The organism is Paraburkholderia terricola (assembly GCF_003330825.1).
GTDB lineage: Bacteria > Pseudomonadota > Gammaproteobacteria > Burkholderiales > Burkholderiaceae > Paraburkholderia > Paraburkholderia terricola.
Window position 1 is genome coordinate 1773617 of record NZ_CP024942.1, and the last position, 24040, is coordinate 1797656.

Here is a 24040-nt window from a genome sequence, read left to right on the forward strand (position 1 = left end):
GGGTGTTCCCGCTGCTGAAATGGCTGTTAGCTCGAAGTCGGCGCAGCGGGTTCCTTTCGCCTGATCGGGACGAAGCCGACCCTCAGGCCGAAGAGCTTCGCCACGCTATTGAGCGAGTCGACGGTCGGATTGCCGGTCCCGCGCTCGATGTCCTGGATCACCCGGCGGCTCACGCCCCGGTGCGCGGCGAATTCCGCCTGGGTGAGACCGGTCATCGCGCGCATCGCTTTAAGGGCCTCGGGAATGGTCATGTCGCCCGCGTCGATCCTTTCGTAGAAAGCGCGGCGCAGCGCGTTCTGCTCTTCACGGGTAGGTCGGTTCCGGCGCGGCATGGTCAGCTTGTGGTGGTTGAAGGGCTTTGAGTTGTCGAACCTGCGTATCGATGTGCTGCGTCAGGAACTCGATGATGTCGTAATCGACGCCCTGCGCTTGCATGATGCCGGGCAGGCGTTCGACCCGCGCGGCAAAGCGGCTCAATGCCTCGACGAGCATGCGGCGCTCGTGAGCGGGTACAGGTAGCGCCGCGAGCACGTCGCCCCAGTCCGTCAACTCAACCCCGGTGTCCGGCCGATACCACCTCAATACGCGCGGTATCAAATCGGGATCGAGGTACATTGGCGCGAAGTCGAACAGGGGTGTGAGCCGGACTTTGCCTTCGGCCGACTGCACGGCCGTATTGCGCGCGTGATTGTCCGTGTTGCGCAGCGCCAGATTGAGTACGTCCCGTTTGATGAATTCGAGCGTTTCTGCTGCCGGATCAGTCACGACCTTGCGGATGGCAGCCACCACGTCGAAGAGACTTGGACGCAGATCGAAGCCGGACAGCCCCAGAATGGATGCCACGCTTTCCTGATGGAGGCGCGCAACTTTCCCGTCGCTCGCGCTTCGATCGAAGCGCGGGACCAGCAGCACGTCGCCGTGAAGGGTCGGCAAATCCGAGTGCGTGCGGATACCGAGCGCGGCAGCCACCCGCATGTAGGCAGCTTCGTTGCGCAGGACTTTTTCATCGGCCGCACTATTGCCGCGCGGCAGTTTCGCGATCAGGTGCTGCGTGGCTTCGGCGTCAGGCAAGACGGCGTCGCCATGCAGCAGGCCCGCGCGGTCCCGGGTGAGCAGATATTTCGGCGCCGCGCCCTGGACTCCGGTGGTGCCGGTGCCCAGCATGCCGTGCAGGAACATCTTTTCCTTGAACTCGTCGCTGCGCACGACGACTTCGTCGATCGTCAGGCCGCGCAGGCCACGCGCAGCCGGGTGCCGCGCCACGTGCGCCTCGAAGTAGTTGGCGGCCTCGGCGACGCGGATTCGGCCGATCGGATTGAACGCGCCCGCGCCAAGCAGCGGAAAATCAGCGTCGGGGCCGTCCGCGAGTTTTAGCTCGCCCAACAGAAAGCGACGCCCCGCCCCCTGCGGGACGAGGTCGTAGAGGAAGGCGGGCATGGTCCGGGCTGCGCGGATTTCCATATCCACGGGCTCAGCCAGGGATAGCGGGGTGTCCGCGCGCTCGATGGCGTACTCAACCAGGTAATTCCACTGGCAAAGGCCACCGTTGAACTCGATCTGTGCGCAGTCGACCCAGCGATTGTCCAGGAATATCTGCAGGGTGCAATTCATGAGGTCACTCCTAATGCCTCATAAATGTAGCACAATACGGCCGGGAAGGGTTTATACGCCTCTTATAAGAGCTTTTTAGCAGAATCGGTTGCCGACAACTTACCAAGGCCGCCTCCCTTCCCACCCAACAGTGAAAACCCGCTTATTCCCTCCTCCGCACCCCCGTCGACGCGCGCACGACCAGTTCCGGCGGCGCGGCCAGCACCATCGACGGCTGCCGTTCCGGCGTCTCGATCAACCGGATCAAACTTTCGATCGCCAACTCCGCGATCGCCGCGGTTTGAATCGCGACCGTGGTCAGCGCGGGGTGCACCTGGTGCGCGAGCTGAATGTCGGTAATGCCGATCACCGACACGTCGTCCGGCACCGCGCGGCCGAGCGTGATCAACGCTTGCGCCGCGCCGATCGCGAGCAGATCGTTGGTCGCGAAGATGGCGGTCAAATGCGGCCGGTTCGTCATCAACTGCATGCAGGCGGCGTAGCCGGCATCGATCGAATCGCGAATCTGCAGCACGGCGGCGGCGTCGGTTTCGATGCCGGCTTCGCGCATCACCGCGCGAAAGCCGTTCGAGCGCGCATCCTGCAAGCCGCCGCAACCATCGCCGATCAAAAGCCCGATCTCGCGATGCCCGAGTTCCAGCAGATGCCGCGCGGCAAGCGCGCCCGCGCGCGCGAAATCCACGGCGATGCAGGGCAGCGCGGGCGGTGTCTCCGGGTGCTCCCACATGGCGAGCAGAATCGGCGCGCTATGTCTCGCCGACGCGCACAGATCGTTGATCTCGATGTCCGTGTTCATGACGAGCACGCCGTCCGCCAACGTGCCCGCGATCTGGTTCAGATACGCGCGGCCGATCTCGGCGTCGTCGTCGGTGTTGCAAACCATCAGGAAGCGGCCGGCTTTGCGCGCCGCGCGCTCGGCGGCCAGCACGAACTCGGGGTAGAAGGGGTTCGAGATGTTCGAGAGCATCAACGCGAGCGTCGACGAACGGCCCTCGGCCAGCGCGCGCGCGTTCAGATTGGGCCGGTAGCCGAGATCGGCGATCGCCTTCAGCACGCGTTCGGCGGTTTCCGGGCGGACCTTCTCGCGGTTGCGCAGCACGTTGGAAACGGTGGCGGCGGTGACGTGCGCGCGCTTCGCCACTTCGGACAGGGTGACCATGGTTTGTTGATCCCAGATTCAGGGAATGTGATTCAAATGTTGCAAGCGGCGGGCGAGGTTGATACTTTCTCGAAAACGCAGCAAGACACAAGGAGACGACCATCATGAATTCTTTCCCCGCCCTCGAATTTAAGCGATTAAACGCCTGCCGCACAAGGCCCGCCGATTTCTTTTTCCACGAAATTTAAGCGGTTAAATCCGCGCGGAGGCAGCATGGCGACGATCCGTCTCACGAATGTGCAGAAGTCATACGACGACCATCCGCCGGTGATCCGGCGAGTGAACCTCGACATCGCGCAGCATGAGTTCTGCGTTTTCCTGGGGCCCTCGGGCTGCGGCAAGTCGACCTTGCTGCGAATGATCGCCGGTCTCGAAGACTTGAGCGAAGGCGAATTGCACATCGGCGGGCGCCTGATGAACGACGTGCCCTCCGCAAAGCGCGGCGTGGCGATGGTGTTCCAGAGCTACGCGCTGTTTCCGCACATGACCGTGTTCGACAACATGGCGTTCGGCCTGAAGCTCGCGAAGCAACCGAAAGACGTTATCGAGAGCAAGGTGCGCGAAGCCGCGCGCATTCTGCAACTCGAGGACTTTCTACAGCGCTACCCGAAAGCGCTCTCGGGCGGACAGCGGCAGCGTGTCGCGATCGGCCGGGCCATCGTGCGCGAACCCGGCGTGTTCCTCTTTGACGAACCGCTGTCGAATCTCGACGCCGCGCTGCGCGGCCAGACGCGTGTCGAAATCGCGCGGCTGCATCAACGGTTCGCGAATGCGAGCGTGGTCTACGTGACTCACGATCAGGTCGAAGCCATGACGCTCGCCGACAGAATCGTGCTGCTGCATGCGGGCGCCGATGCCGAACGCTTCGGCAGCATCGCGCAAACGGGCGCGCCGCTGGAGCTGTATCACCATCCGAAGTCGCGCTTCGTGGCGGGGTTCATCGGCTCGCCGCGCATGAATTTCGTGGATGCCGTGGTCGACTCGATCGAGCCGGGCAGAGTGGCGCTCACGTTCGCTCAAGGCGGCGAGCGCCTGAGCGTGCATGTCGACGGCCAACGCTTGCAGCGCGGCCAGGCGGTCACGCTCGGCGTGCGGCCGGAGCATTTGCGGCTCGATGGCGACGGGCAGTTCATTCAATGCGTGACGGTGCTGTCGGAACGGCTCGGCGAGCACAGCTACATTCACGCGGATCACGCGGCCGGCTCGCTCGTCGCCAAGGCGCCGGGCGATACGCCGATCGAATCCGGCGAGCGCATTCGCATTCATGTGCCGCCTTCCGCATGCCATCTGTTCGACGCGGACGGCGTGGCTTTGCGGCGCAGCACGTTCGAGCCCGAGCGCGTGGCCGCGTGAGTCACGACGTAACGCGTGCTCGAGCTTCACCCAACCGAATTCCGCCACAGAGCGGGTTACACCGTCTGCCAGCCATTCGCTGTCAGCCAACAAGGTAGTCAAGGAGACAAAAGATGATTGCTCTTCGCCTTCGCCGTCTTGCCCATGCGTCGATTGCAGTCGCGCTGCTTGCCGGCTCGCTGTGCCATGCCGTCGCCGACGCCGCCACGCTCACCGTCAACGTATCGGCGCGCGGCAACCAGCGTTCGACGTGGCAGGACGCGTTCGACAAGTTCAAAAAAGCCAATCCCGACGTCGACCTCAAGGTGACCTATATCACCGAGGAAGCGTACAAGGTGCAAATGGGCGGCTGGCTCGCCACCGATCCGCCCGACCTCGTGTCGTGGCACGACGGCGAGCGCATGGCGTATTACGCGCAACGCGGCCTGCTCGAAGATCTCTCGCCCGACTGGAGCAAGAACGGCTGGTCGCAGCAGTACGCATCGGTGAAGGAAGCGTCGACCTATAAGGGCAAGCAGTACGCGGCGCCGCTCGGCTACGACGCCTACGGCTTCTTCTATCGCAAGGATCTGTTCGAGAAGGCCGGCATCAGGAGCGAGCCGAAAACATGGGATGAATTTCTCGACGCCTGCAAGAAGCTGAAAGCCAGCGGCGTTGCGCCGATCGCCGTCGCCGCGCGCGATAGCTGGACACTGGCCGCATGGTTCGACTATCTCGACCTGCGCATCAACGGCAACGCTTTCCATCAGCAATTGATGGCCGGCGAAGTGCCGTACACCGATGCGCGCGTGAAGAAGGTCTACACCGCGTGGAAAACGCTGATCGACGATCACTACTACATCGACAACGCGCTTTCATACGACCTCGATTCGATCGCGCCGTTTCTCGTGAACGGCAAGGCCTCGATGATGCTGATGGGCACGTTCTTCTCGGCGAGCATTCCGGCGCCGCTCAAACCGCAAACGGGTTTCTTCCGCTTTCCCGTGATCGACGCGAACGTGCCGATGGCCGAGGACGGTCCGGTCAACGTGCTGCTGATTCCGGCGAAGGCAAGGAACAAGGCCGACGCCCGCAGGCTGCTGGCCTTCATGGAGCGGCCGGAGATCAACGCCGATCTCGCGAAGGGCTGGGGCACGCTGCCGTCGAACAGCCTGGCCGCCGAACCGGACGATCCGATTTCGAAGGTCGGTTTCCAGACGCTCGCGAACACCAGGGGCGGCATCGCGCAGTTCTACGATCGCGACATGCAGAAGGAAATGGCCGACGAAGGCATGAAAGCCATGCAGCAGTTCTACAGCGATCCGTCGCAACTCGACGCGCTGCTCGCGCGCCTCGAAACGACGCGCAAGCGCATCTACAAGAAGTAAGTCCCGGAGCGCCGGCGGCCTAGCCACGGCCGGCGCTCGCCTTCGATTTTCGACGAGGCCCGATCCATGTCTGATTCCGCAGCGAGCCGCCTGCCCGCAGCCCGGTACCGTCACGTCTCGACGACGCGCCGTCACCAGCACCGCGCCGCGTTTTTCTTCCTGCTGCCGGGTTGCGCGTTGTTCTGCCTGTGCGTGATTTACCCGATTCTCAGCAGCATCTCGCTCAGCTTCTATCACTGGGACGGCATGACGCCGAAGACGTTCGCGGGCTTCGATAACTACATCGAGCTGTTTCATGCGGACACGTTCTATACGGCGCTCAGGAACAACCTGATCTGGCTCGCGCTGTTCCTGCTGGCGCCGCCGCTCGGTCTGCTGTTCGCGTTGTATCTGAACCAGCATGTGCGCGGCATGCGCGTGGTGAAGTCGCTGTTCTTCGCGCCGTTCGTGCTCTCGGGCGTGGTGGTCGGTCTCGTGTTCAGCTGGTTCTACGACCCCGGCTTCGGCTTGCTGCGCCTGATCGTCGGCCACGGCATTCCGGTGCTCGGCGATCCCAACACGGCGACGTTCGGCATCATCTTCGCCGCGCTATGGCCGCAGACGCCGTTCTGCATGGTGCTGTATCTCACCGGTCTCACGGGCATCAACCCGGAAGTGGTCGAGGCGGCGCGCATGGAGGGCGCAAAGGGCTTGCGTCTCCTGTGGCACGTGATTCTTCCGCAACTGCGGCCCGCCACGTTCATGGCCGTCGTGCTGACCGTGATCGGCGCGCTGCGCAGCTTCGACCTGATTGCCGTGATGAGCGGCGGCGGTCCGTTCGACAGCTCCACCGTGCTCGCCTATTACATGTACGACCAGGCCATCAAGTACTACCGCGAAGGCTATTCCGCGGCGATTGCCGTCGTGCTGTTCGCCATCATGCTCGTCTACATCGTGTTCCATCTGCGCCGCATGCTGCGCGAGGAACGTTGATTTCCAGGAGTCACGCGTCATGTATCCGCTTCCCGTCGAACGCTGGAAACCGCTCAATCGCACGCTGTACAAAGCGTCGCTGCCGATCGCGCTGCTCGTGTGGCTGCTGCCGATGCTGGCGGTGCTGGTCACGTCGATCCGTTCTTCCGATGAACTCTCTCGCGGCGATTACTGGGGCTGGCCCCAGCACTTCGCGCTGATCGAGAACTACGGCACCGCGCTCACGCAAACGCCGATGCTGCATTACTTCGCCAACAGCGTCCTGATCACCGTGCCGTCCGTGCTCGGCGCGATCGTGCTGGCGTCGATGGCGGGCTTCGCGCTGGCGACCTATCGGTTTCCCGGCAATACGGCGGTGCTGTTCGCGTTTGTCGCCGGCAATTTCGTGCCGATCCAGATCCTGATGATTCCCGTGCGCGACATGGCGCTGAAAGTCGGGCTCTTCAATACCGTGTGGGCGCTGGTGATTTTTCACGTGTCGTTTCAGACCGGCTTTTGCACGCTGTTCCTGCGCAATTTCATCAAGCAGTTGCCGTTCGAAATGATCGAGGCCGCGCGCGTGGAAGGCGCGAGCGAATGGACCATCTACTGGCGCATCGTGTTGCCGCTGATCCGTCCCGCGCTCGCCGCGCTCGGCATTCTGGTGTTCACGTTCGTCTGGAACGACTACTTCTGGGCGCTGTGTCTCACGCAAGGCGACGAGGCCGCGCCGATCACCGTCGGCGTCGCGGCGCTCAAGGGTCAGTGGACAACCGCATGGAACCTGGTGGCGGCGGGCTCCGTGCTGGCCGCGTTGCCTTCGGTGCTGATGTTCTTCGCGATGCAAAAGCATTTCGTCGCCGGCCTGACTTTTGGCGCAAGCAAGGGCTGAGCGCCCGTTCGAATTCATCTACCCACGAGACTCTCTCATGCAACTTGGCGTGTGTTACTACCCTGAACAATGGCCGCGATCGATGTGGGCCGACGACGCAAAGCGGATGGTCGAACTCGGCATCACGCACGTGCGAATCGCGGAATTCGCGTGGAGCCGGATGGAGCCGCGCGCCGGCGAATTCGCGTGGGAATGGCTCGATGAAGCCGTCGCCACGCTCGCCAATGCGGGACTGAAACTCGTGCTGGGCACGCCGACCGCGTCGCCGCCGAAGTGGCTGATGGACGCGCATCCGGACGTGTTGCCGGTGCGCGCCGACGGCACGCGCTGGAATTTCGGTTCGCGCCGCCACTACGACATTTCAAGCGAAGTCTATCGCCGCGAGTGCCGGCGCATCGTCACGGCAATGGCCGAGCGCTACGGACGGCATCCGTCTATCGTCGCGTGGCAGACCGATAACGAACTCGGTTGCCACGATACCGTGCCGAGCTATTCCGACGCGGCACGGGCGCGCTTTCAGGCGTGGCTGCGGCAGCGCTACGAGCGCATTGACGCGCTGAACGACGCGTGGGGCAACGTGTTCTGGAGCATGGAGTATCCGTCGTTCGACGCAATCGGCTTGCCGAATCTCACGCCCACCGACGCCAATCCGATTCATCTGCTCGACTTTCGCCGCTTCATGTCGGACGAAGTGGCGAGCTTTCATCGCGAGCAGATCGAGGTATTGCACGAGCATGCGCCGGCCGCCGATCTGCTGCATAACTTCATGGGTTTCTTCACGACCTTCGACCACTACCGCTTTGCCGACGACAACGCGCTCGACGTGGCCGCGTGGGACAGCTATCCGATCGCGCGCACCGAATCGATCGCGTTGCCGGAAGAGCAGAAGGCGCGTTACGCGCGCACCGCGCATCCCGATGTTTCCGCATTCGATCACGACCGCTATCGGGCGATCGGTCGCGGCCGTTTCTGGGTGATGGAGCAGCAGGCCGGACCGGTGAATTGGGCGCCGTGGAATCCGGTGCCGGCCAGGGGCATGGTCCGCCTCTGGGCTTACGAGGCGTTCGCGCACGGCGCGGAGCTGGTGTCGTATTTCCGCTGGCGTCAGTGCCCGTATGCGCAGGAGCAGATGCATTCCGGGCTGAATCTGCCGAACAACGAACTCTCGCCGGGCGGTCTGGAAGTGCAACAGGCGGCGCGCGAGATTGCGCGGTCGCCGGCATTGACGGGACTCGGCGCGCCCGCGCGCGCGTCCGTTGCGGTCGTGTTCGACTACGAGACGCAATGGATGTTCGAGATTCAGCGCCACGGCAAGAGCTTCGATTATCAGACGCTGGTGTTCGACTATTACGCGTCGCTGCGCGAACTCGGGCTCGACGTCGATATCGTTTCGAGCAAGGCCGACCTTTCGTCATATCGCCTCGTGGTCGTGCCGAGCATCGCGGTGATCGACGCTGCGCTCGTCGAGCAGATCGAGCGCGGCAGCGCGCACTGGGTTTTCGGTCCGCGAAGCGGTTCGAAAACCACCACCTTCGCGATTCCTTCGAGCCTGCCGCCTGGCGCGTTGCAAAGCGTCCTGCCGATGCAGGTGCTCGAAGTCGAAACGCTGCGTCCGACGCTTGCGCCCGCGATTTCCATCGGCGACGCGCAAGGCGTGGCGATCCATTGGCGCGAGCATGTTCGCGCCAATGGCGAGACCCGCATCGACGCCCAGTTCGACGACGCGTGGCCCGCGATTCTTTCGCGCGGCAAGGTGCGTTACGTGGCGGCGTGGCTATCGCATGCGTTGCATCGCGCGGTCTTGCAGCAGGCGGCGAACGAGGCCGGCATCGAAACGCAACAGCTCGCCGACGGCTTGCGCATTCGCCGCCGCGGCGGTTTGACCTTCGCGTTCAATTTCGGCGCGCAGCCGGTGCAAGCGCCCGCGCCGGCCAACGCCACATTCGTGCTCGGCGATGCGCTGCTGAAAACCGGCGATGTCTGCGCATGGCAGGACGCTTGAACCGGCATTCGGCCAGACGTGGATCAAGTCGAAAGAAGGCATCGCGGGAGGCGGGATAACAGGCGCTTCAACCCCGAACAGGCGGCCTTCCAAAAAGCCGCCATTCAACATGGAGGATGACAGATGAACCGAAGAGAAATGCTGGGATGGCTCGCTTCCGCCGCGGCCGCGGCCGGTGTCGGGGCGACGGTCGGCACGCCGGCTCTTGCTGCCGATTTGGCATTGGCCGGCCGTGGCAAGCGGTTTGCAATGGGCGCGGACGTCTCGACGCTGCTGGAACTGGAGGCGAACGGCGCGAAGTTCTACGAGCAGGGCGTGCCGCTCGACTGTCTGCTGCTCCTGAAGAAGCACGGCGTCGACTCGATCCGCATCAAGGTCTGGAACGATCCCGGCAATCCGGATTTTTTCCCCGCCGACCAAAGCCCGGCAGCCGGCTACAACAACGCCGAACATGTGCGCGTGTTGGCGCGGCGCGCCGCCGCGCTCGGCATGCGCGTGCTGATCGACTTCCACTACAGCGACTGGTGGGCCGATCCGGGCAAGCAGTATCCGCCGCATGCCTGGGCGGGCAAGGACATCGCGCAAACCTGCGCGCTGTTGTCGGAATACACGTCGAATGTTCTCAGGATGCTCGAGCGCGACGGGGTGCGTCCCGAGTGGGTTCAGGTCGGCAACGAAATCACCGGCGGCATGCTGTGGCCGCTCGGCAAGTACGATCAGTGGGACAACCTCGCGCAGTTGCTGAAGGCGGGGCACGACGCGGTCAAATCGGTCGACGAGCGCATCCAGGTGATGCTGCATATCGACAGCGGCGGCAACAACGCGACGAGCCGCTGGTGGTACGACAGCGCGATACAGCGCGGCGTCACGTTCGATGTGATCGGCCTGTCGTATTACCCCCAATGGCAGGGGGCGCTAAGCGATCTGCAAAACAATGCGAACGATCTGGCGACGCGCTACGACAAGGACGTGATGGTCGTCGAGACCGCTTATCCGTGGACCACCAGCGACGGTGATTCGGAGCCGAACGCGATGACCAACACCGGGTCGACGGCTTTCCCGCAGACGCCTGCCGGCCAGGCGCAGTTTCTCGGCGCGGTGACGGATATCGTGAAGGCGATCCCCGGCGGCCACGGCAAGGGCGTGTTCTGGTGGGAACCCGAGTGGATACCGACGCCGAACGTGGGATGGAAAGTCGGCGCCGGCGATCAGTGGGACAACAATACGTTGTTCGATTTCAAGGGCAACGCGCTGAGTTCGCTGGACGCGTTCCGCAAGCGCTAGAAGCGGCGAAATCTTTGTGCCGATAGCAGGCGCCAGCGTCCCGGCGCCTGCTTCCTTGTCCCCATCAATGCCCGCATCAATGCCCGAACGACTCCGCCTTCGGCGCATTCGCCGCGGCCGTGTGCGGCCGCACCGCCTGCTTGATCAGCAGCGCCACGCACGAAATCACGCCGGCCACCGCGATCGTCGCGAAGATACCGGCGAACGAGAAATGCCGGCGCGCCAGTTCGGCCACGAGGAACGAGCCCGCGATCCCGCCGAAGCGTCCGATCCCGAGCATCCACGCCACGCCCGTGCCGCGGCCTTCGGTCGGATAGAACGCGGCGGCGAGCGCCGGCATCGACGATTGCGCCGTATTCATCAGCACGCCCGCGACGAACACGATGAACACCAGCACGCCCACGTTGCCGACCGCCTGGCCGATGAAGTACACGCTGATCGCGGTGAGCGCATAGCAGGCCGCGATGATGCGGTTGGCGTTGAAGCGGTCCATCAGCATGCCGCACAACACCGCGCCCACGCCGCCGAGCGGGAACAGCGCGGAGATCAGCGTTGCGCGTTGCGGCGTGAGTCCGGCGTCCTTCAGCAGGATCGGCATCCAGTTGATCGACGCGTAAAAGATCACGAGGCCCATGAAGTAGGTGATCCACAGCATCACCGAGCCGATGATGTACGAGCGCGACAGCACCACGGCGAGACCCTTGCCGCCGGTTTGCGGCGCGGTTTCGGTCATCACGAAGGTGCCGGCTTGCGCCGCTTCGCTCGAAATGCGCGCGAGCGCCGCGCGAATCCGTTCGACCGGCTTGTTGTTGGCCACCATGTAGCGGACCGATTCCGGCATTTGCAACACCAGCACGATCAGCAGCAGAAGCGGCGCGACGCCGCCGAGCACCAGCACGCTGCGCCAGCCGAAGTGCGGAATCATCCACGCGGCGAGAAAACCGCCGAAGGCGGCGCCGAGCGGGAAGCCGCAAAACATCAGATTGATCAGGGTCGCGCGGCGGCGGTCCGGGCAGTACTCGCCCATCATCGTGACGGCGTTCGGCATGGCCGCGCCGAGACCGACGCCGGTGATGAAGCGCAGCACGGTCAGTTGCTCGATGCTGTTCGAGAACGCCGAGCCGAGGCAGGCCACGCCGAACAGCAGCACCGAGCCGAGCAGCATGGAGCGCCGCCCGAGCCGGTCCGACAGCGGCCCGGAGCCCAGCGCGCCGCACGCGAGACCGAATAGCGCCGCGCTCAGCACCGGCGCGAGCGCCGGTTTCGTGATGCCCCATTGGACGATCAGCGAAGGCGCGATGAAGCCGATCGCGGCCGTGTCGAAACCGTCCAGCAGGACGATGACGAAGCACATGAAAAAGATCAGCCACTGGAACGGCGAGAAGGGCTGTTCGTTGAGGAAGGTTTGAACGTTCACAGCGGTGCTGCGGTTCATGGTGGGTCTCCTGACTGCGAAAAGGCTCGTTCATGGCGGGCCTCTTCTTATTTTACGACCGCTGTCGATATTTGCTGGCTAGTTTGTTCGGATATAGAACCGTGATTCTTTATATGAACAAGTGCGACTGTAGTGAGTTTGACGAGAACGGGTCAACGCGGGATTACCCGACATCGTTTGCAAGAATGGATCAGGCGGCGCGAACCGCTGGGGATGCCGCGGCGCGCGTCGATGTGACGGCAGGCGCCGGGAGAGGACAGAATGCGAAGGGGGATTTCAAGCGCCGCGTCCACAGGTTGAACGCGGCGCGGCGCTTCATGCAAGCAAGCGGTTCAGAAGATCACATAAACCTTGCGGATGGTTTCCTCGACTTCCCACAGCCCTTCAGTGTTGGCTTCGAAAAAGAGCGTATCGCCGCTCGCGAAATGAATCGTTTCTTCGTTGTCGGGCGTGAAGCGTCCGCGCCCCGCGAGAAAGTGCATCACTTCGGCCTGTTTGACCGAGCGCCGGTACGTGCCCGCCGTGCATTCGAAAATGCCGGCGTCGACGGATTCGCTGCCCTTGATCACGCGCTGCACGCCCGACACCTGGGCCGGCGTCGTGCCGGGCAGGCCCGCGGTGCCCCAATCCTCGAGATTCTGCAGATTCACGCTCTGCTCGATGTGTTGAACCTTCATCTTCACGCTGCCTTTTGAATGTGCACGAGCCGGGTCATCGGCCGGTGTTGGCGATGGTTTGCTCGATCTTGCCCAGCCGCACGACGGTCACGCCCGGACGCAGTTGCCGCAGCGAGGGCATGACGAGCATGCAGTTGTCGTAGGGCGTGGCGACCGCTTCGCCGTTCGACCAGCCGATCACCGCGCCGGCTTTGTCGAATATCTCCAGGCCGGTGTACGGCGCCGCGAAGCGAAAGTCCATGCTGCTCGCCACCACTGGCTGCGTCACGCGAACGATGTGCTGGACGGGCGGCAAGGGCGCGAGCCAATCGGCCGGCAAATCCGTTGCATCGACCACGCCCGCCAGCAACAGGAAGCGGGCGGTGGTGTCGCGCGCCACGGCGACCGCGCTTTGTTCCCAGTGTTGTCCGCATTCGATCAGCAACGCGTTCTTCGGACTGTCCGCCATGCCGAGGTCTGCGTAGTCGCGCATGCGGCGGCCTTCGGGATGCCCTTCGTCGCAGATCACGGTGGCGGGCGTGCCGAGTTGCACCGCGAGGTCGATGCCTTTTTGCAGCGGTCCCGCGACGATCAGCGGCTTGCTCTTTTCATGCATCGAATGCAGATCGAGCAGCGCGTCGACCGTATCGATCACCGGCCGCATCTCTCTCGCGCGCGCCAGTTCGCTGGACGTGCGCGATGTGTCGTCGAGCACGGCGGCGGTCCACACGCGGTTGAAATCCTGATCGACGAAACGTGCCGCGTCGGGCTTCGCGGGATCGAAGCGCCGGTACGCGGCGACGTTCGCGAACGCCAGCGTGAGGCGCCCGCGCCGCGGCCGCAACGCGCGGCGCAGCAAGTCGTCCACGACGATCGCGCCGCACACCTCGTTGCCGTGCGTGAGCGCGTTGATCATCACGTGCGGTCCCGGCACGCCCGAGTCGAATGTGTGCACATAGGCAATGCCGGACGGCGACTGTTCATGCTTCGAAATATCGGGGAATTCGACCTCGATGGGATAGGCTTCCATGCTCATGCGCGTGTCCTGGCGTAGATGTAAGTGATCGAAACTCTCAAGCAAGCCTTGCCGCGATCGCCTCGCCCACTTCGGCGGTGTTCGCCTTGCCGCCCAGGTCGCCGGTATGCGGGCCTTCGACCAGCGTTGCCTCGATCGCCGCGAGAATCGCGTCGTGCGCCTCGCGTTCCTTGCCTGCGTGATTGCCGAGGAAGTCGAGCATCATCGCAGCCGACCAGATCATCGCGATCGGATTGGCGATGTTCTTGCCGGCGATGTCGGGCGCCGAGCCGTGCACCGGCTCGAACAGCGAGGGAAACTTGCGGTCGGGGTTCAGGTTGCCCGACGGTGCGAGACCGATCGTGCCGGTGCAGGCCGGGCCGAGATCGGAGAGGATGTCGCCGAACAGATTGGTGGCGACCACCACGTCGAAGCGGTCCGGGTTCAGCACGAAGCGCGCGCACAAGATGTCGATGTGCTGCTTGTCCCACGTCACGTCGGGATACTGCGCCGCGATGCCGGCCGCGCATTTGTCCCACCACGGCATGCTGATCGCGATGCCGTTGCTCTTGGTGGCCACCGTGATCTTCTTGCGCTCGCGCCGCTGCGCGAGGTCGAACGCGAACTTCAGCACGCGCTCGCTGCCGTGGCGCGTGAAGACGGATTCCTGCAACACGAATTCGCGCTCGGTGCCTTCGAACATCACGCCGCCCACCGACGAATATTCGCCCTCGGTGTTTTCACGCACGATCCAGAAATCGATGTCGCCGGCCTTGCGGCCCGCGAGCGGCGAAGGCACGCCGGCAAAGAGCCGCGCCGGGCGCAGGTTGATGTATTGATCGAACTCGCGGCGGAATTTCAGCAGCGAGCCCCACAGGGAGATGTGGTCGGGCACCGTGTCGGGCCAACCCACCGCGCCGAACAGAATCGCGTCTGCCGATTGCAGTTGCGCTTTCCAGTCGTCCGGCATCATCTTGCCGTGCTTCGCGTAGTAGTCGCAGCTCGCCCATTCGATGTGCTGATACTCCAGCTCGATGCCGAAGCGCGCCTTCACCGCCTCCAGCACGCGAATGGCTTCCGGCATGACTTCGACGCCGATGCCGTCGCCGGGAATGACCGCGATCCGATAGGTGTTCGACATGTTCTGCTCCTCCGTTGGGTTTTCGATTCCGGCTATTTTATTCCTGCTGTTTGAGCCTAAAATGATCGCTTTAGTTAAGCCACTGTGCACGATTCGTGCACAAACGCACTTGCCTCGTCACAGGCATGATCACGTACCTCTCAACCACCTATGAATGCCATCCCGTCACCCGATCTCGGCGATTTGCGCGTGTTCTGCGAAGTGGCGCGCAAGTCCAGTTTCAGCGCGGCGGCGGAGGCCTTGTCGGTCTCCGCGGCCTACGTGAGCAAGCGGATCAACGTGCTGGAGACTACGCTCGGCACGCGTTTGTTGCACCGCTCGACGCGCCGCGTCGCGATTACCGAGGCCGGCGAGCGCGTCTACACATGGGCTGAAAAGATTCTCGACGACGTCGAGCAACTGGTGGAAGACGTCTCCACCACGCGCCGCATTCCGGGCGGCAAGCTGCGCATTTCCAGCAGCTTCGGCTTTGGCCGCCGCTTCGTCGCGCCCGCGCTGGCAAGTTTCTCCGAGCGCTATCCGCAACTGAGCGTGCGGCTCGATCTGTTCGACCGGCTCGTCGACGTGGCCGGCGAGGGCTTCGACCTCGACATTCGCATCGGCGACGAAATCGCGCCGCATCTGATCGCGCGGCGGCTCGCGTCGAATCATCGCGTGCTGTGCGCGTCGCCCGGCTATCTCGCGCGGCACGGCATGCCGCGGCAACTCGCCGATCTGTCCTCGCACGCGTGTCTCGCGATCAAGGAGCGCGACCATCCATTCGGTCTCTGGCGTTTGACGGTGCGTGGCGAAACGGCGTCGATCAAGGTGACGGGACCGTTGTCGACCAATCACGGCGAAGTGGCGGTGCAATGGGCGCTGGCCGGACGCGGCATCGTGCTGCGTTCCATGTGGGACGTGCGGCCGCTGCTGGAAAGCGGCCAGTTGCAGCAGGTGCTGCCCGAGGTCACGCAACCGGCGAACCTGTGGGCGGTGTATCCGGCGCGGCTCGCGCAGTCGGCGAAGGTGCGGGTGTGCGTGGATTTTCTGAGCGAGGAGTTCGCGCAATGGAGTCCCCCGGAAACCGCCGGCTAGTGATGATTCTGCGAGAACAAGGTTTCGAGCGGATAGTGGCTTTTCACGAACGGCGACTTGATGATCACGTAGCTGAAGTACTTCTCGATGCCGATATTGCGTTCGAGCAAGCCCTCCACGATGCTTTGATAGTGGCTCACGCTGCGCGTGACGAACTTCAGCAAATAGTCATAGCCGCCGCTCGCCAGATGGCACTCCACGATTTCATCCACGTCGCGAATCGCATTGACGAACTTGATGAAGTCTTCACGCCGATGGTCGGCGAGCGTGACCTCGGTGAAGACGATCTGCACGTCGCCGAGCTTTTCCAACTGAATCTGCGCACCGTAGCCGATGATGTAGCCGGCTTTCTCCAGACGCTTGACCCGGATCAGGCAAGGGCTGGGCGAAAGGCCGACCGCGTCGGCAAGCTCGACGTTGGTTATGCGGCCTTTCTTCTGCAACTGTGAAAGTATGCGCAGATCAATCCGGTCCAGCTTGCAGTCGCTGCTCATCGTAACGTTGTCGCTCTGGCGATCGGGTAAGGGAGTAAGGGGCTCGGGGTGCCCTCTACTCTAGCATGCAGTGGCATGAATTTTGACCTTCAGCGCGGCCCGGACATCGGCCTGCGCGAGAACGTCGTCGAGTGTCTTTTCGAGCCGCTCGAACATCAGGTCGAAGTCCGCTTCGGTGTACGAGAGCGCCGGTGCAAAGCCGAGAATGTTGTCGCCGAATGCGCGGAAAATCAGGCGGTTTTCATACGCGGCGGCGGCGATCCGTTCCGACAGTTTCAACGCCGGGTCGAAGCCCGCCTTGCTGTCCTTGTCCGCGACGAGTTCGAGCGCGCCGAGCAGGCCGCGATGGCGCGAGTCGCCCACCAGCGGATGCGCAAGCAGCGCATCGAGCCCTCGCGCAAAACGCGGCCCGCGCGCCACGCCGTTCGCGAGCAAGCCGCCCTCGTGATAGAGGCGCAGCACTTCGAGGCCGATCGCCGCGCTGACCGGGTGCGCGGAATACGTGTGACCGTGGCCGACGACCGCTTCGGCGTCGCCGTTCGCAATGCCTTGATAGATTTCATCCGACATGAGCACCGCGCCCATCGGCGCATAGCCCGCGGTCAAACCTTTCGCCACCGTCATCAGATCCGGTTCGACGTTTTCACCCTGGCAGGCGAAAAGCGGACCGGTGCGGCCGAACCCGGTGATGACTTCGTCCGCGACGAACAGGATGCCGAGCTTGCGGCAGCTTTCACGCATGGCTTTCAGCCAGCCGACCGGCGGCACGACCACGCCGCCCGAGCCCTGAATCGGCTCGCAGAAAAACGCGGCGACGTGGTCCGCGCCGAGTTCGGCCACCTTCGCTTCGAGCGCGGCCACGGAGGCGGCGATCAGCGCGGCGTCGTCGGCGAAATCGTTGCGGTACGCGTAGGGCGACGGCAGATGATGCTGGTTCGGCAGCGGCAGATCGAAGTTGCGATGGAACGCGGGCAATGCGGTGAGCCCCGCGCCCATCGTCGACGAGCCGTGGTAGCCGCGCTGCAACGCGATGATGTGCTTCTTCGTGGGACGGCCCGTCGCATTGAAGTAATGCGTGATGAAGCGGATCGCCGAATCCACCGCGTCGGACCCGCCGAGCGTGAAGTACACATGCTGCAACGAGGCAGGGGACACCTCGACCAGTTTCCGCGCCAGTTCGATCGCGGGTTCCGAGCCGAAATGAAAATAGCCGGTGGCGTAGGGCAGTTTCTTCATCTGCTCGGTGGCGGCGTCGACAATGCTCTGCTGGCCGTAGCCCACGTTCACGCACCACAGGCCCGAGAATGCGTCGAGCAACTCGTTGCCGGCCGCATCGCGTAGAAACGCGCCGCTGGCCGATTCGAGAATCGTGACGCCGCGCGCTTCGTGCGCGCGGTAGTTGATGACGGGGTGAATCAGGTGTTTGCGGTCGGCTTCAATGAGCGCTTGAATCGGCATGATGGTTTCTCGTCGCGGGAAGGGGCTGTTGACCGTTCCATACTACTGATCCGCGACTATCGCCCGCTTGGCTAAACAATTGCCTGAAAAGCGCGCGCGCCGCGTTTTGATGCGCGGCCTTAGCATTTTCTGCTGCGGACGCTGAAAAGCGGCGGCGCGAGGGGTTGCAGCGGGTTCGATACAGCGTGCCGGGTTCAGTAGCCGCGCGTGCGGTCGACCAGGCCGAGCATCGGCAAGCCTTCGCGATGACGGCGCAGATTGTCGAGCACCACGTCGACGGCGGTTTCCGGCCGCGTCGAGCTGGCGATATGCGGCGTGATGCGCACGCGCGGATGCGTCCACAACGGATGCCCCGCGGGCAAGGGCTCGGGATCGGTCACGTCGAGAATCGCGTTGCCGAGTTGGCCGCTTTCCAGCGCGGCGAGCAGGTCCGGCTGATTCAGATGCGGACCGCGCCCCGTCTGAATCAACGACGCGCCGCGCGGCAGCTTCGCGAACAGCCTGGCATCGAGCAGCCCGCGCGTGGCCGGCGTGAGCGGCAACAGGCAGATCAGAATGTCGGTGCGCGCGAGAAACGCATCGAGCGCGCCTTCGCCCGCATGACAGTCGACACCCTCGATCTCGCGCGGCGAACGGCTCCAACCCGCGCATGCAAAACCGAACAGACGCAGCCGTTCCAGCACCGCGGTGCCCAGCACGCCGAGTCCGAGCACGCCGATCCGGCGTTGGCCGGCGGGCCCTGGCGGCAGTTCGCGCCATACCTGTTGCTGCTGCTGCAACGCGTAGTCGAACAGATTGCGATGAATCGTCAGCACGGCCTGCGTGACGTATTCGACCATGCCTTCCACGATGCCCGGCTCGATCATCCGCACCACCGGCACATGCGCGGGCACGCGCGACAGATCGAACTGGTCGATGCCCGCGCCCACCGAGAACACGACTTCGAGGTTGGGAAAGGTGCGCGTGGGATCGTCAGGCGGCTGCCAGGCGGCGAGGTAGCGGATCGCGGCGGGATCGCCGACTTCGGGCCAGACGTGAAACGGCAAGTCCGGCGCTTTTTGCGCAAAGAGTTTCGCCCATTGCGCGCCGCGCGCCGGATCGGCTTTATAGAGGAAGGCCATGCGTCAGAAAATCGCCTGATTGATGATGCCGTATTGCAGATAGCGCGTGTCCTTGCCGGCCGCCGTGCTTGCGCCGCCGTTCGCGAGTTCGGCCGGCGTCGCGTTGCGAACCATCCGCACGACGGTATCCACGCGCGGCAGCCCCAACTGTTCCAGCCAGTCGGTGAGCCCGCTCTCGCCGGGCGTATCGACGCGCACGAACACGCCTTCGTTGAGCGCCAGCCAATGACTGATGAGCGCCTTCGCGCGGCTCGAATCCTCCGACGCGGGCGCGACCACCGGTCCGATTGCGAAGCCCCGGCCGAAGCGGCGGAACAACGCGAAGCCGATCAGTTCGCCGTCGCGGTCGAGCGCGATGCCGTCGGCGGCGCTCAGCAGCGCGGGCAAGACTTCGCCGCGATCCATGCCGCTCGCCTGCGAGGCCAGCTCGATCAGCCGCGCCGTATCGCTCGATCCGAGCGGACGCAAACGCTCGCCCGCCGGCAGCGACACCAGCGGCGGCTGGAATGCCGCGCCCTGATGCTGATCGAGCGTGCCGATCGCGCGAAAGCCGAGCTTTTCATAGAGCGGCTGGCCGGCGGGCGTCGCGTGCAGGAAGGTGACGCGGCCGCCGAGTTCCTCCAGCGCCAGTTCCATCAACTTTCTGCCGATGCCGCGCCCCTGGTGCGCGGGCGACACGATCACCATGCCGAGCGAGGCGCGCTCGGCGCCGTACTTCCAGCACAGCGCGGTGCCGATCACGCCGCTGGCGTCTTCCGCGACGAAGCCCACGCCCAGTTGCTCCACGAATCGCCAGTCGTCCGCGCGATGCGGCCATTTGAGTTCGACCGTGAGCGCGTGCGCGGCGGCGATGTCGTCCTGGGTGAAGCCTCTGTAGCTAATCGAATCGTTGATCGAAGCGGACACGCGGTACTCCCTGTCGTTCGGAGCGGGTGCAAGGCACCGGCTCCTGTCCATGCAAGATAGTTGACTGAAGACTTACGCCGTCACTGTGTCATTCAGTGTGCGGCGTGACTAGGACGATCTTTTTATCCGGGCCGCCTGTCAAGGCCGTGGAGAAAATCGATGCAAAACGCCCAGTCTGGGCATGCATTACAAGCATCTTGTGCTGCACGGCGATTTTTGTCGGCGACATATGCCGGGGCCGTGGCTCTACGATTTTGTCATCGCGGCGCAGTCGTGACGACGCGCCGCACGGAACCACCAGGCAGCCACACAGGACACTCTTCTCATGGACAGCTTCAACCCAGACGACGTCGCGGTTCGCAGCGGGCATTTCATCGGCGGCGAATTCGTGGACGTAGGCGAGCGCCGCATCGAGGTGGCGCGTCCCTCGGACGGCGTGGTCTACGCCTCGGTGCCGCTCGCCGACGCGGAGATGGTGGACCGCGCGGTCGAGAACGCGTGGCAGGCGTTCAGAACGAGCGGCTGGGCGCGCATGGCGCCGCGTGAACGCGCCAGGATCCTGCGCCGTTTCGCCGACCTGGTCGATGCCGATGCGCCCACGCTGGGCCGCCTGGAAGCGCTCGGCTCGACGCGTCCGATCGCGCAGGCCATCGGCTGGGACGTGCCGTTCACCGCCGAGGGCATCCGCTTCTACGCCGAGTTCGCCGACAAGCTCGGCGGCGACGTGGCCGCCACCGATCACGATCATCTCGGCATGACGATCGCCGAGCCGTATGGCGTGATCGGAGCGATCGCGCCGTGGAATTTCCCGCTGGTGATGGCGTCGTGGAAGATCGCGCCCGCGCTCGCGGCGGGCAACGCGGTGGTGCTCAAGCCCTCGGAGATGACGCCGTTCTCGGTGTTGCGGCTCGCCGAACTCGCCGTGCAGGCGGGCGTGCCCGCGGGCATCTTCAACGTGATTCAAGGCGACGGACGCGTGACCGGCGACGAGCTGGTGCGTCATCCGAGGATCAGCAAGGTGACCTTCACCGGCTCCACGCGCACGGGCGCGTCGATCATGGCGGCCTGCGCGAATAGCGGCACCAAGCCGGTCACGCTCGAACTCGGCGGCAAGAGCCCGCAAATCGTCTTCGCGGACGCGCCGCGTCTGGACGACGTCGCGCGGCGCATTGCCGGCGCGATCACCGGCAATGCCGGCCAGGTGTGCGTGGCGGGCTCGCGTCTGCTGGTCGAGCGCTCGCTGGCCGAACCGCTCGCCGAGCGCATCGGCAGGATCTTCGCCGAGTCGAAAGCGGGCGCGACGTGGGCCGCGGGCACCACGCTCTCGCCGATCATCTCGGCGCCGCAGGCGGCGCGCATCGAGGCAATCGTCGGGCGCACGCTCGAAGCGGGCGCGACCTTGCGCTATGGCGGCGTGCGAGCCGACGGCGGCGCGCACGGCGCTTTCTATACGCCTACGTTGCTGACGGACGTCACGGCTCGATCGGAGGCGGTGCGCGAGGAAGTCTTCGGCCCGGTGCTGACGCTGCAAACCTTCGACACCGAGGAGGAAGCGCTCGCGCTCGCCCAGCATCCCGAGTACGGGCTCGCGGCCGGCGTGCATACCGCCGACCTGGGCCGGGCGCTGCGCTTCGTGCGCGGTCTCGAAGCGGGCACGGTGTGGGTCAACCGCTACGGCCGCACGTCCGACTTCATGATCCCCACGGGCGGCTATAAGCGTTCCGGCATCGGCAAGGACCTCGGCCGCCAGGCTTACGAGGCGAACCTGCGCTTCAAGAGCGTGCTGATCGATTTGCGGGTTTGACGGCGAACGCCGGGCGTCTCGTCTTGCATCGCGTCGCCTTTCGCGGCGCTGCATAACGGCGGTAAACCGGGCGATGAAACCGGTGGTAAACCCGATGCGAAATCCGCTGCAAGCCAACAGCCACGGGGCTTGCAGGAGAGCACGGCACACTGTGCTGCGCGACGGCCCCAAAACGCATGGTTTGTGTCACCGGCAGCGCGCGAATCAGGAACATCTATGTTTTTGCGCTGATTAAATCTTTTACAGGACTGAGCAGGATGGTTGCTGTTCCAGCCATCGGGCTCGCTGCAAGTTCACCCCAACGAAAGGACTGCACCATGATCGATTTCGAACCGAAGTACATCACCTTCGATTGCTACGGCACGCTTACCAGATTCCGCATGGCCGAGATGACGCGCGAAATGTACGGCCACCTGCTGAACGCCGAGGACCTGGAGAAGCTCGTCGCGTTCTACTCGGGCTATCGCCGCGACGAAGTGCTCGGCGCATGGAAGCCGTACCGCGACGTGGTCGTGAACGCGCTGCGCCGCGCCTGCAAGCGCCTGAACGTCGAGTTCGACGAAGCGGGCGCGGAGAAGATCTATACCGCGGTGCCGACCTGGGGTCCGCACCCGGACGTGCCGGAAGGCCTCGCGCGTCTCGCGAAGAAGTACAAGCTGGTGATTCTGTCGAACGCGTCGAACAACCAGATTCAGAGCAACGTCGACAAGCTCGGCGCGCCGTTTCATGCGGTGTTCACGGCGGAGCAGGCGCAGTCGTACAAGCCGCGCATGCAAGGCTTCGAGTACATGTTCGATCAACTGAACTGCAATCCCGAAGACGTGCTGCACGTTTCGTCGAGCCTGCGCTACGACCTGATGACCGCGCACGACCTGGGCATCAAGCACAAGGCGTTCGTCAACCGCGGCCATGAACCGTCGACCCCGTACTACCAGTACTACGAGGTCAAGGACATTCCGCACCTGGCCTCGGAACTCGGTCTGTAAGCGGCTTATTGCGCAATTCAAGGACAGTCTGGATGAAGCTCGATTCCTATTGGCTCGACACCGCGCCGCCGCTCCTCTCGGCGTGTGAAGGCCCGGTCGACGGCGGCGCCGACGTGGTGGTGATCGGCGCCGGCTTCACCGGACTCTCGGCGGCGCAGGCGTTGGGCAAGCGCGGCGCGTCGGTGACGGTGCTCGACGCGGGGCGCATCGGCGGCGGCGCATCCGGGCGCAACGGCGGCCAGGTCAATACCGGCGTCGCGCAGGATTTCGTCGCGCTGGCCGCGCAACTCGGCATGGAGCGGGCGCGCGCCTGCTACCGCGCGTTCGCCGATGCGGTCGATACCGTCGAGCGTCTGATTCGCGAGGAGAACATCGACTGCGATTACCTCGCCACCGGCAAGCTGAAGCTGGCGTCCAAACCGCATCACGTTGCGCATCTGGAGAAAACGGCGGCGCTGATCCGGCGCGAAGTCGATACGAATATCGAACTGCTCGACCGTGAACGGATTCGCGATGAAGTGCAGTCGGAGAGTTTTTACGGCGGCTTGCTGCAACGCCACGGCGGCCAGATGCACATGGGCAAGTTCACCGTCGGTCTCGCGGATGCGGCCGTGCGCCACGGCGCGAAGCTGTACGAACACGCGGCCGTCTCCGCAATCGTGAAAGACGGCGCGGGCTACAGGATCACCACGGCGCGCGGCGAAGTGCGCGCGAGGCAGGTGCTGATCGCGACCGGTCCGTCGCGGCATGGTCCGTTCGGCTGGTATCGGCGGCGTCTCGCGCCGGTCGGCTCGTTCATCGTCGTGACGGAGCCGCTTGCGCCGGAACTGCTGGCGCGCGTATTGCCCAGGCGGCGCGCGTATACCACCACGCGCCTGATGCACAACTACTTCCGCGTGACGCCCGACGCGCGCTTGCTGTTCGGCGGCCGCGCGCGCTTCACGGCCTCGGAGCGTCCGTCCGATGCGAAGAGCGGGCGCATTCTGCAAGAAGGTCTCGCCGCGATGTTCCCGGCGCTTGCGAATGCCCGCATCGACTATTGCTGGGGCGGTCTGGTGGACATGAGCGCCGACCGTTTGCCGCACGCGGGGCAACACGACGGCATTTATTTTTCGATGGGTTATAGCGGCCACGGCACGCAAATGTCGACGCACATGGGCCAGGTGATGGCCGACGTGATGGACGGGCGCGAAGCGCGCAATCCGTGGCGCGAGTCGGAGTGGCCCGCGATTCCGGGCCACACCGGCAAGCCCTGGTTCCTGCCGCTCGTGGGGACGTATTACCGTATCAAGGACATCTTTTATTGAGTTCCCGTAGTTCCATTTGCCAAT

21 protein-coding genes are annotated in these 24040 nt (G+C 64.2%); 10 read left to right on the plus strand and 11 right to left on the minus strand.

Features of this window, described 5'->3' with window-relative positions; genetic code table 11:
• Nucleotides 1–26 precede the first annotated feature (26 nt).
• The 3 genes from CUJ90_RS26525 to CUJ90_RS26535 all read right to left on the minus strand — a co-directional run bounded on the left by CUJ90_RS26525 (nucleotide 27) and on the right by CUJ90_RS26535 (nucleotide 2770).
• The gene (locus CUJ90_RS26525; protein WP_114164211.1) at nucleotides 27–332 is read right to left on the minus strand and encodes a helix-turn-helix domain-containing protein; all 306 of its coding nucleotides are present in this window, start codon (nucleotides 330–332) and stop codon (nucleotides 27–29) included.
• Nucleotides 304–1611: a type II toxin-antitoxin system HipA family toxin gene (locus CUJ90_RS26530; RefSeq protein ID WP_114164212.1), complete on the minus strand. Its 1308-nt coding sequence runs from the start codon at nucleotides 1609–1611 to the stop codon at nucleotides 304–306. Before CUJ90_RS26530 ends, CUJ90_RS26525 begins: the two co-directional genes overlap by 29 nt.
• A 142-nt stretch (nucleotides 1612–1753) precedes the next feature.
• On the minus strand, nucleotides 1754–2770 hold the full coding sequence (locus tag CUJ90_RS26535) for a LacI family DNA-binding transcriptional regulator (RefSeq protein WP_073428559.1): 1017 nt from the start codon (nucleotides 2768–2770) through the stop codon (nucleotides 1754–1756).
• A gap of 213 nt (nucleotides 2771–2983) precedes the next feature.
• On the opposite strand from CUJ90_RS26535, the gene CUJ90_RS26540 reads away from it, so the two are divergent.
• The 6 genes from CUJ90_RS26540 (at nucleotide 2984) to CUJ90_RS26565 (ending at nucleotide 10619) form a co-directional block, all read left to right on the plus strand.
• Nucleotides 2984–4123, plus strand: coding sequence for an ABC transporter ATP-binding protein (locus CUJ90_RS26540; protein ID WP_114164213.1), 1140 nt, complete (start codon nucleotides 2984–2986; stop codon nucleotides 4121–4123).
• A gap of 113 nt (nucleotides 4124–4236) precedes the next feature.
• Entirely contained in the window at nucleotides 4237–5490 is a 1254-nt protein-coding gene (locus CUJ90_RS26545; protein WP_114164214.1) for an ABC transporter substrate-binding protein, read from the plus strand.
• A 66-nt stretch (nucleotides 5491–5556) separates the two neighbouring features.
• Entirely contained in the window at nucleotides 5557–6462 is a 906-nt protein-coding gene (locus CUJ90_RS26550; RefSeq protein ID WP_114164215.1) for a carbohydrate ABC transporter permease, read from the plus strand.
• Nucleotides 6463–6481: 19 nt separating this feature from the next.
• Entirely contained in the window at nucleotides 6482–7333 is an 852-nt protein-coding gene (locus tag CUJ90_RS26555) for a carbohydrate ABC transporter permease (RefSeq protein ID WP_073428556.1), read from the plus strand.
• Nucleotides 7334–7370: 37 nt separating this feature from the next.
• Complete coding sequence (locus tag CUJ90_RS26560; RefSeq protein ID WP_073428555.1) at nucleotides 7371–9335, plus strand: beta-galactosidase; 1965 nt, start codon at nucleotides 7371–7373, stop codon at nucleotides 9333–9335.
• A 123-nt stretch (nucleotides 9336–9458) separates the two neighbouring features.
• A complete protein-coding gene (locus CUJ90_RS26565; RefSeq protein WP_114164216.1) occupies nucleotides 9459–10619 on the plus strand; it encodes a glycoside hydrolase family 53 protein in 1161 nt (386 codons plus the stop codon).
• 76 nt (nucleotides 10620–10695) lie between these two features.
• Here the strand turns inward: CUJ90_RS26565 and CUJ90_RS26570 are convergent, their stop codons facing one another.
• From CUJ90_RS26570 to CUJ90_RS26585, 4 genes are all read right to left on the minus strand, one after another.
• Nucleotides 10696–12054, minus strand: coding sequence for an MFS transporter (locus CUJ90_RS26570; protein ID WP_114164217.1), 1359 nt, complete (start codon nucleotides 12052–12054; stop codon nucleotides 10696–10698).
• Nucleotides 12055–12386: 332 nt separating this feature from the next.
• Complete coding sequence (locus tag CUJ90_RS26575) at nucleotides 12387–12731, minus strand: cupin domain-containing protein (RefSeq protein WP_114164218.1); 345 nt, start codon at nucleotides 12729–12731, stop codon at nucleotides 12387–12389.
• A 34-nt stretch (nucleotides 12732–12765) separates the two neighbouring features.
• Complete coding sequence (locus CUJ90_RS26580; protein ID WP_114164219.1) at nucleotides 12766–13746, minus strand: M14 family metallopeptidase; 981 nt, start codon at nucleotides 13744–13746, stop codon at nucleotides 12766–12768.
• A 37-nt stretch (nucleotides 13747–13783) separates the two neighbouring features.
• Nucleotides 13784–14866, minus strand: coding sequence for a tartrate dehydrogenase (locus tag CUJ90_RS26585; protein ID WP_114164220.1), 1083 nt, complete (start codon nucleotides 14864–14866; stop codon nucleotides 13784–13786).
• Between the two features lie 150 nt (nucleotides 14867–15016).
• On the opposite strand from CUJ90_RS26585, the gene CUJ90_RS26590 reads away from it, so the two are divergent.
• On the plus strand, nucleotides 15017–15940 hold the full coding sequence (locus tag CUJ90_RS26590) for a LysR substrate-binding domain-containing protein (protein ID WP_114164221.1): 924 nt from the start codon (nucleotides 15017–15019) through the stop codon (nucleotides 15938–15940).
• Here the strand turns inward: CUJ90_RS26590 and CUJ90_RS26595 are convergent.
• The 4 genes from CUJ90_RS26595 to CUJ90_RS26610 all read right to left on the minus strand — a co-directional run bounded on the left by CUJ90_RS26595 (nucleotide 15937) and on the right by CUJ90_RS26610 (nucleotide 19907).
• On the minus strand, nucleotides 15937–16434 hold the full coding sequence (locus tag CUJ90_RS26595; protein WP_073428548.1) for an Lrp/AsnC family transcriptional regulator: 498 nt from the start codon (nucleotides 16432–16434) through the stop codon (nucleotides 15937–15939). The genes CUJ90_RS26590 and CUJ90_RS26595 overlap by 4 nt on opposite strands.
• Nucleotides 16435–16494: 60 nt before the next feature.
• On the minus strand, nucleotides 16495–17892 hold the full coding sequence (locus CUJ90_RS26600) for an aspartate aminotransferase family protein (RefSeq protein WP_114164222.1): 1398 nt from the start codon (nucleotides 17890–17892) through the stop codon (nucleotides 16495–16497).
• A 194-nt stretch (nucleotides 17893–18086) separates the two neighbouring features.
• Nucleotides 18087–19013: a 2-hydroxyacid dehydrogenase gene (locus CUJ90_RS26605; protein ID WP_114164223.1), complete on the minus strand. Its 927-nt coding sequence runs from the start codon at nucleotides 19011–19013 to the stop codon at nucleotides 18087–18089.
• Between the two features lie 3 nt (nucleotides 19014–19016).
• A complete protein-coding gene (locus CUJ90_RS26610) occupies nucleotides 19017–19907 on the minus strand; it encodes a GNAT family N-acetyltransferase (RefSeq protein ID WP_073428653.1) in 891 nt (296 codons plus the stop codon).
• Nucleotides 19908–20244: 337 nt separating this feature from the next.
• On the opposite strand from CUJ90_RS26610, the gene CUJ90_RS26615 reads away from it, so the two are divergent.
• From CUJ90_RS26615 to CUJ90_RS26625, 3 genes are all read left to right on the plus strand, one after another.
• Nucleotides 20245–21723: an aldehyde dehydrogenase family protein gene (locus CUJ90_RS26615; RefSeq protein WP_114164224.1), complete on the plus strand. Its 1479-nt coding sequence runs from the start codon at nucleotides 20245–20247 to the stop codon at nucleotides 21721–21723.
• Nucleotides 21724–22040: 317 nt separating this feature from the next.
• On the plus strand, nucleotides 22041–22709 hold the full coding sequence (locus CUJ90_RS26620) for a haloacid dehalogenase type II (protein WP_114164225.1): 669 nt from the start codon (nucleotides 22041–22043) through the stop codon (nucleotides 22707–22709).
• A gap of 32 nt (nucleotides 22710–22741) precedes the next feature.
• The gene (locus CUJ90_RS26625; protein ID WP_114164226.1) at nucleotides 22742–24016 is read left to right on the plus strand and encodes an NAD(P)/FAD-dependent oxidoreductase; all 1275 of its coding nucleotides are present in this window, start codon (nucleotides 22742–22744) and stop codon (nucleotides 24014–24016) included.
• The last annotated feature ends 24 nt before the right edge of the window (nucleotides 24017–24040 follow it).

What these genes read in the sequence shown, in the direction of transcription:
- CUJ90_RS26525 (WP_114164211.1), bottom strand. Translation starts at nt 332, where the DNA reads ATGCCGCGCCGGAACCGACCTACCCGTGAAGAGCAGAACGCGCTGCGC.
- CUJ90_RS26530 (WP_114164212.1), bottom strand. Translation starts at nt 1,611, where the DNA reads ATGAATTGCACCCTGCAGATATTCCTGGACAATCGCTGGGTCGACTGC.
- CUJ90_RS26535 (WP_073428559.1), bottom strand. Translation starts at nt 2,770, where the DNA reads ATGGTCACCCTGTCCGAAGTGGCGAAGCGCGCGCACGTCACCGCCGCC.
- CUJ90_RS26540 (WP_114164213.1), top strand. Translation starts at nt 2,984, where the DNA reads ATGGCGACGATCCGTCTCACGAATGTGCAGAAGTCATACGACGACCAT.
- CUJ90_RS26545 (WP_114164214.1), top strand. Translation starts at nt 4,237, where the DNA reads ATGATTGCTCTTCGCCTTCGCCGTCTTGCCCATGCGTCGATTGCAGTC.
- CUJ90_RS26550 (WP_114164215.1), top strand. Translation starts at nt 5,557, where the DNA reads ATGTCTGATTCCGCAGCGAGCCGCCTGCCCGCAGCCCGGTACCGTCAC.
- CUJ90_RS26555 (WP_073428556.1), top strand. Translation starts at nt 6,482, where the DNA reads ATGTATCCGCTTCCCGTCGAACGCTGGAAACCGCTCAATCGCACGCTG.
- CUJ90_RS26560 (WP_073428555.1), top strand. Translation starts at nt 7,371, where the DNA reads ATGCAACTTGGCGTGTGTTACTACCCTGAACAATGGCCGCGATCGATG.
- CUJ90_RS26565 (WP_114164216.1), top strand. Translation starts at nt 9,459, where the DNA reads ATGAACCGAAGAGAAATGCTGGGATGGCTCGCTTCCGCCGCGGCCGCG.
- CUJ90_RS26570 (WP_114164217.1), bottom strand. Translation starts at nt 12,054, where the DNA reads ATGAACCGCAGCACCGCTGTGAACGTTCAAACCTTCCTCAACGAACAG.
- CUJ90_RS26575 (WP_114164218.1), bottom strand. Translation starts at nt 12,731, where the DNA reads ATGAAGGTTCAACACATCGAGCAGAGCGTGAATCTGCAGAATCTCGAG.
- CUJ90_RS26580 (WP_114164219.1), bottom strand. Translation starts at nt 13,746, where the DNA reads ATGAGCATGGAAGCCTATCCCATCGAGGTCGAATTCCCCGATATTTCG.
- CUJ90_RS26585 (WP_114164220.1), bottom strand. Translation starts at nt 14,866, where the DNA reads ATGTCGAACACCTATCGGATCGCGGTCATTCCCGGCGACGGCATCGGC.
- CUJ90_RS26590 (WP_114164221.1), top strand. Translation starts at nt 15,017, where the DNA reads ATGAATGCCATCCCGTCACCCGATCTCGGCGATTTGCGCGTGTTCTGC.
- CUJ90_RS26595 (WP_073428548.1), bottom strand. Translation starts at nt 16,434, where the DNA reads ATGAGCAGCGACTGCAAGCTGGACCGGATTGATCTGCGCATACTTTCA.
- CUJ90_RS26600 (WP_114164222.1), bottom strand. Translation starts at nt 17,892, where the DNA reads ATGCCGATTCAAGCGCTCATTGAAGCCGACCGCAAACACCTGATTCAC.
- CUJ90_RS26605 (WP_114164223.1), bottom strand. Translation starts at nt 19,013, where the DNA reads ATGGCCTTCCTCTATAAAGCCGATCCGGCGCGCGGCGCGCAATGGGCG.
- CUJ90_RS26615 (WP_114164224.1), top strand. Translation starts at nt 20,245, where the DNA reads ATGGACAGCTTCAACCCAGACGACGTCGCGGTTCGCAGCGGGCATTTC.
- CUJ90_RS26620 (WP_114164225.1), top strand. Translation starts at nt 22,041, where the DNA reads ATGATCGATTTCGAACCGAAGTACATCACCTTCGATTGCTACGGCACG.
- CUJ90_RS26625 (WP_114164226.1), top strand. Translation starts at nt 22,742, where the DNA reads ATGAAGCTCGATTCCTATTGGCTCGACACCGCGCCGCCGCTCCTCTCG.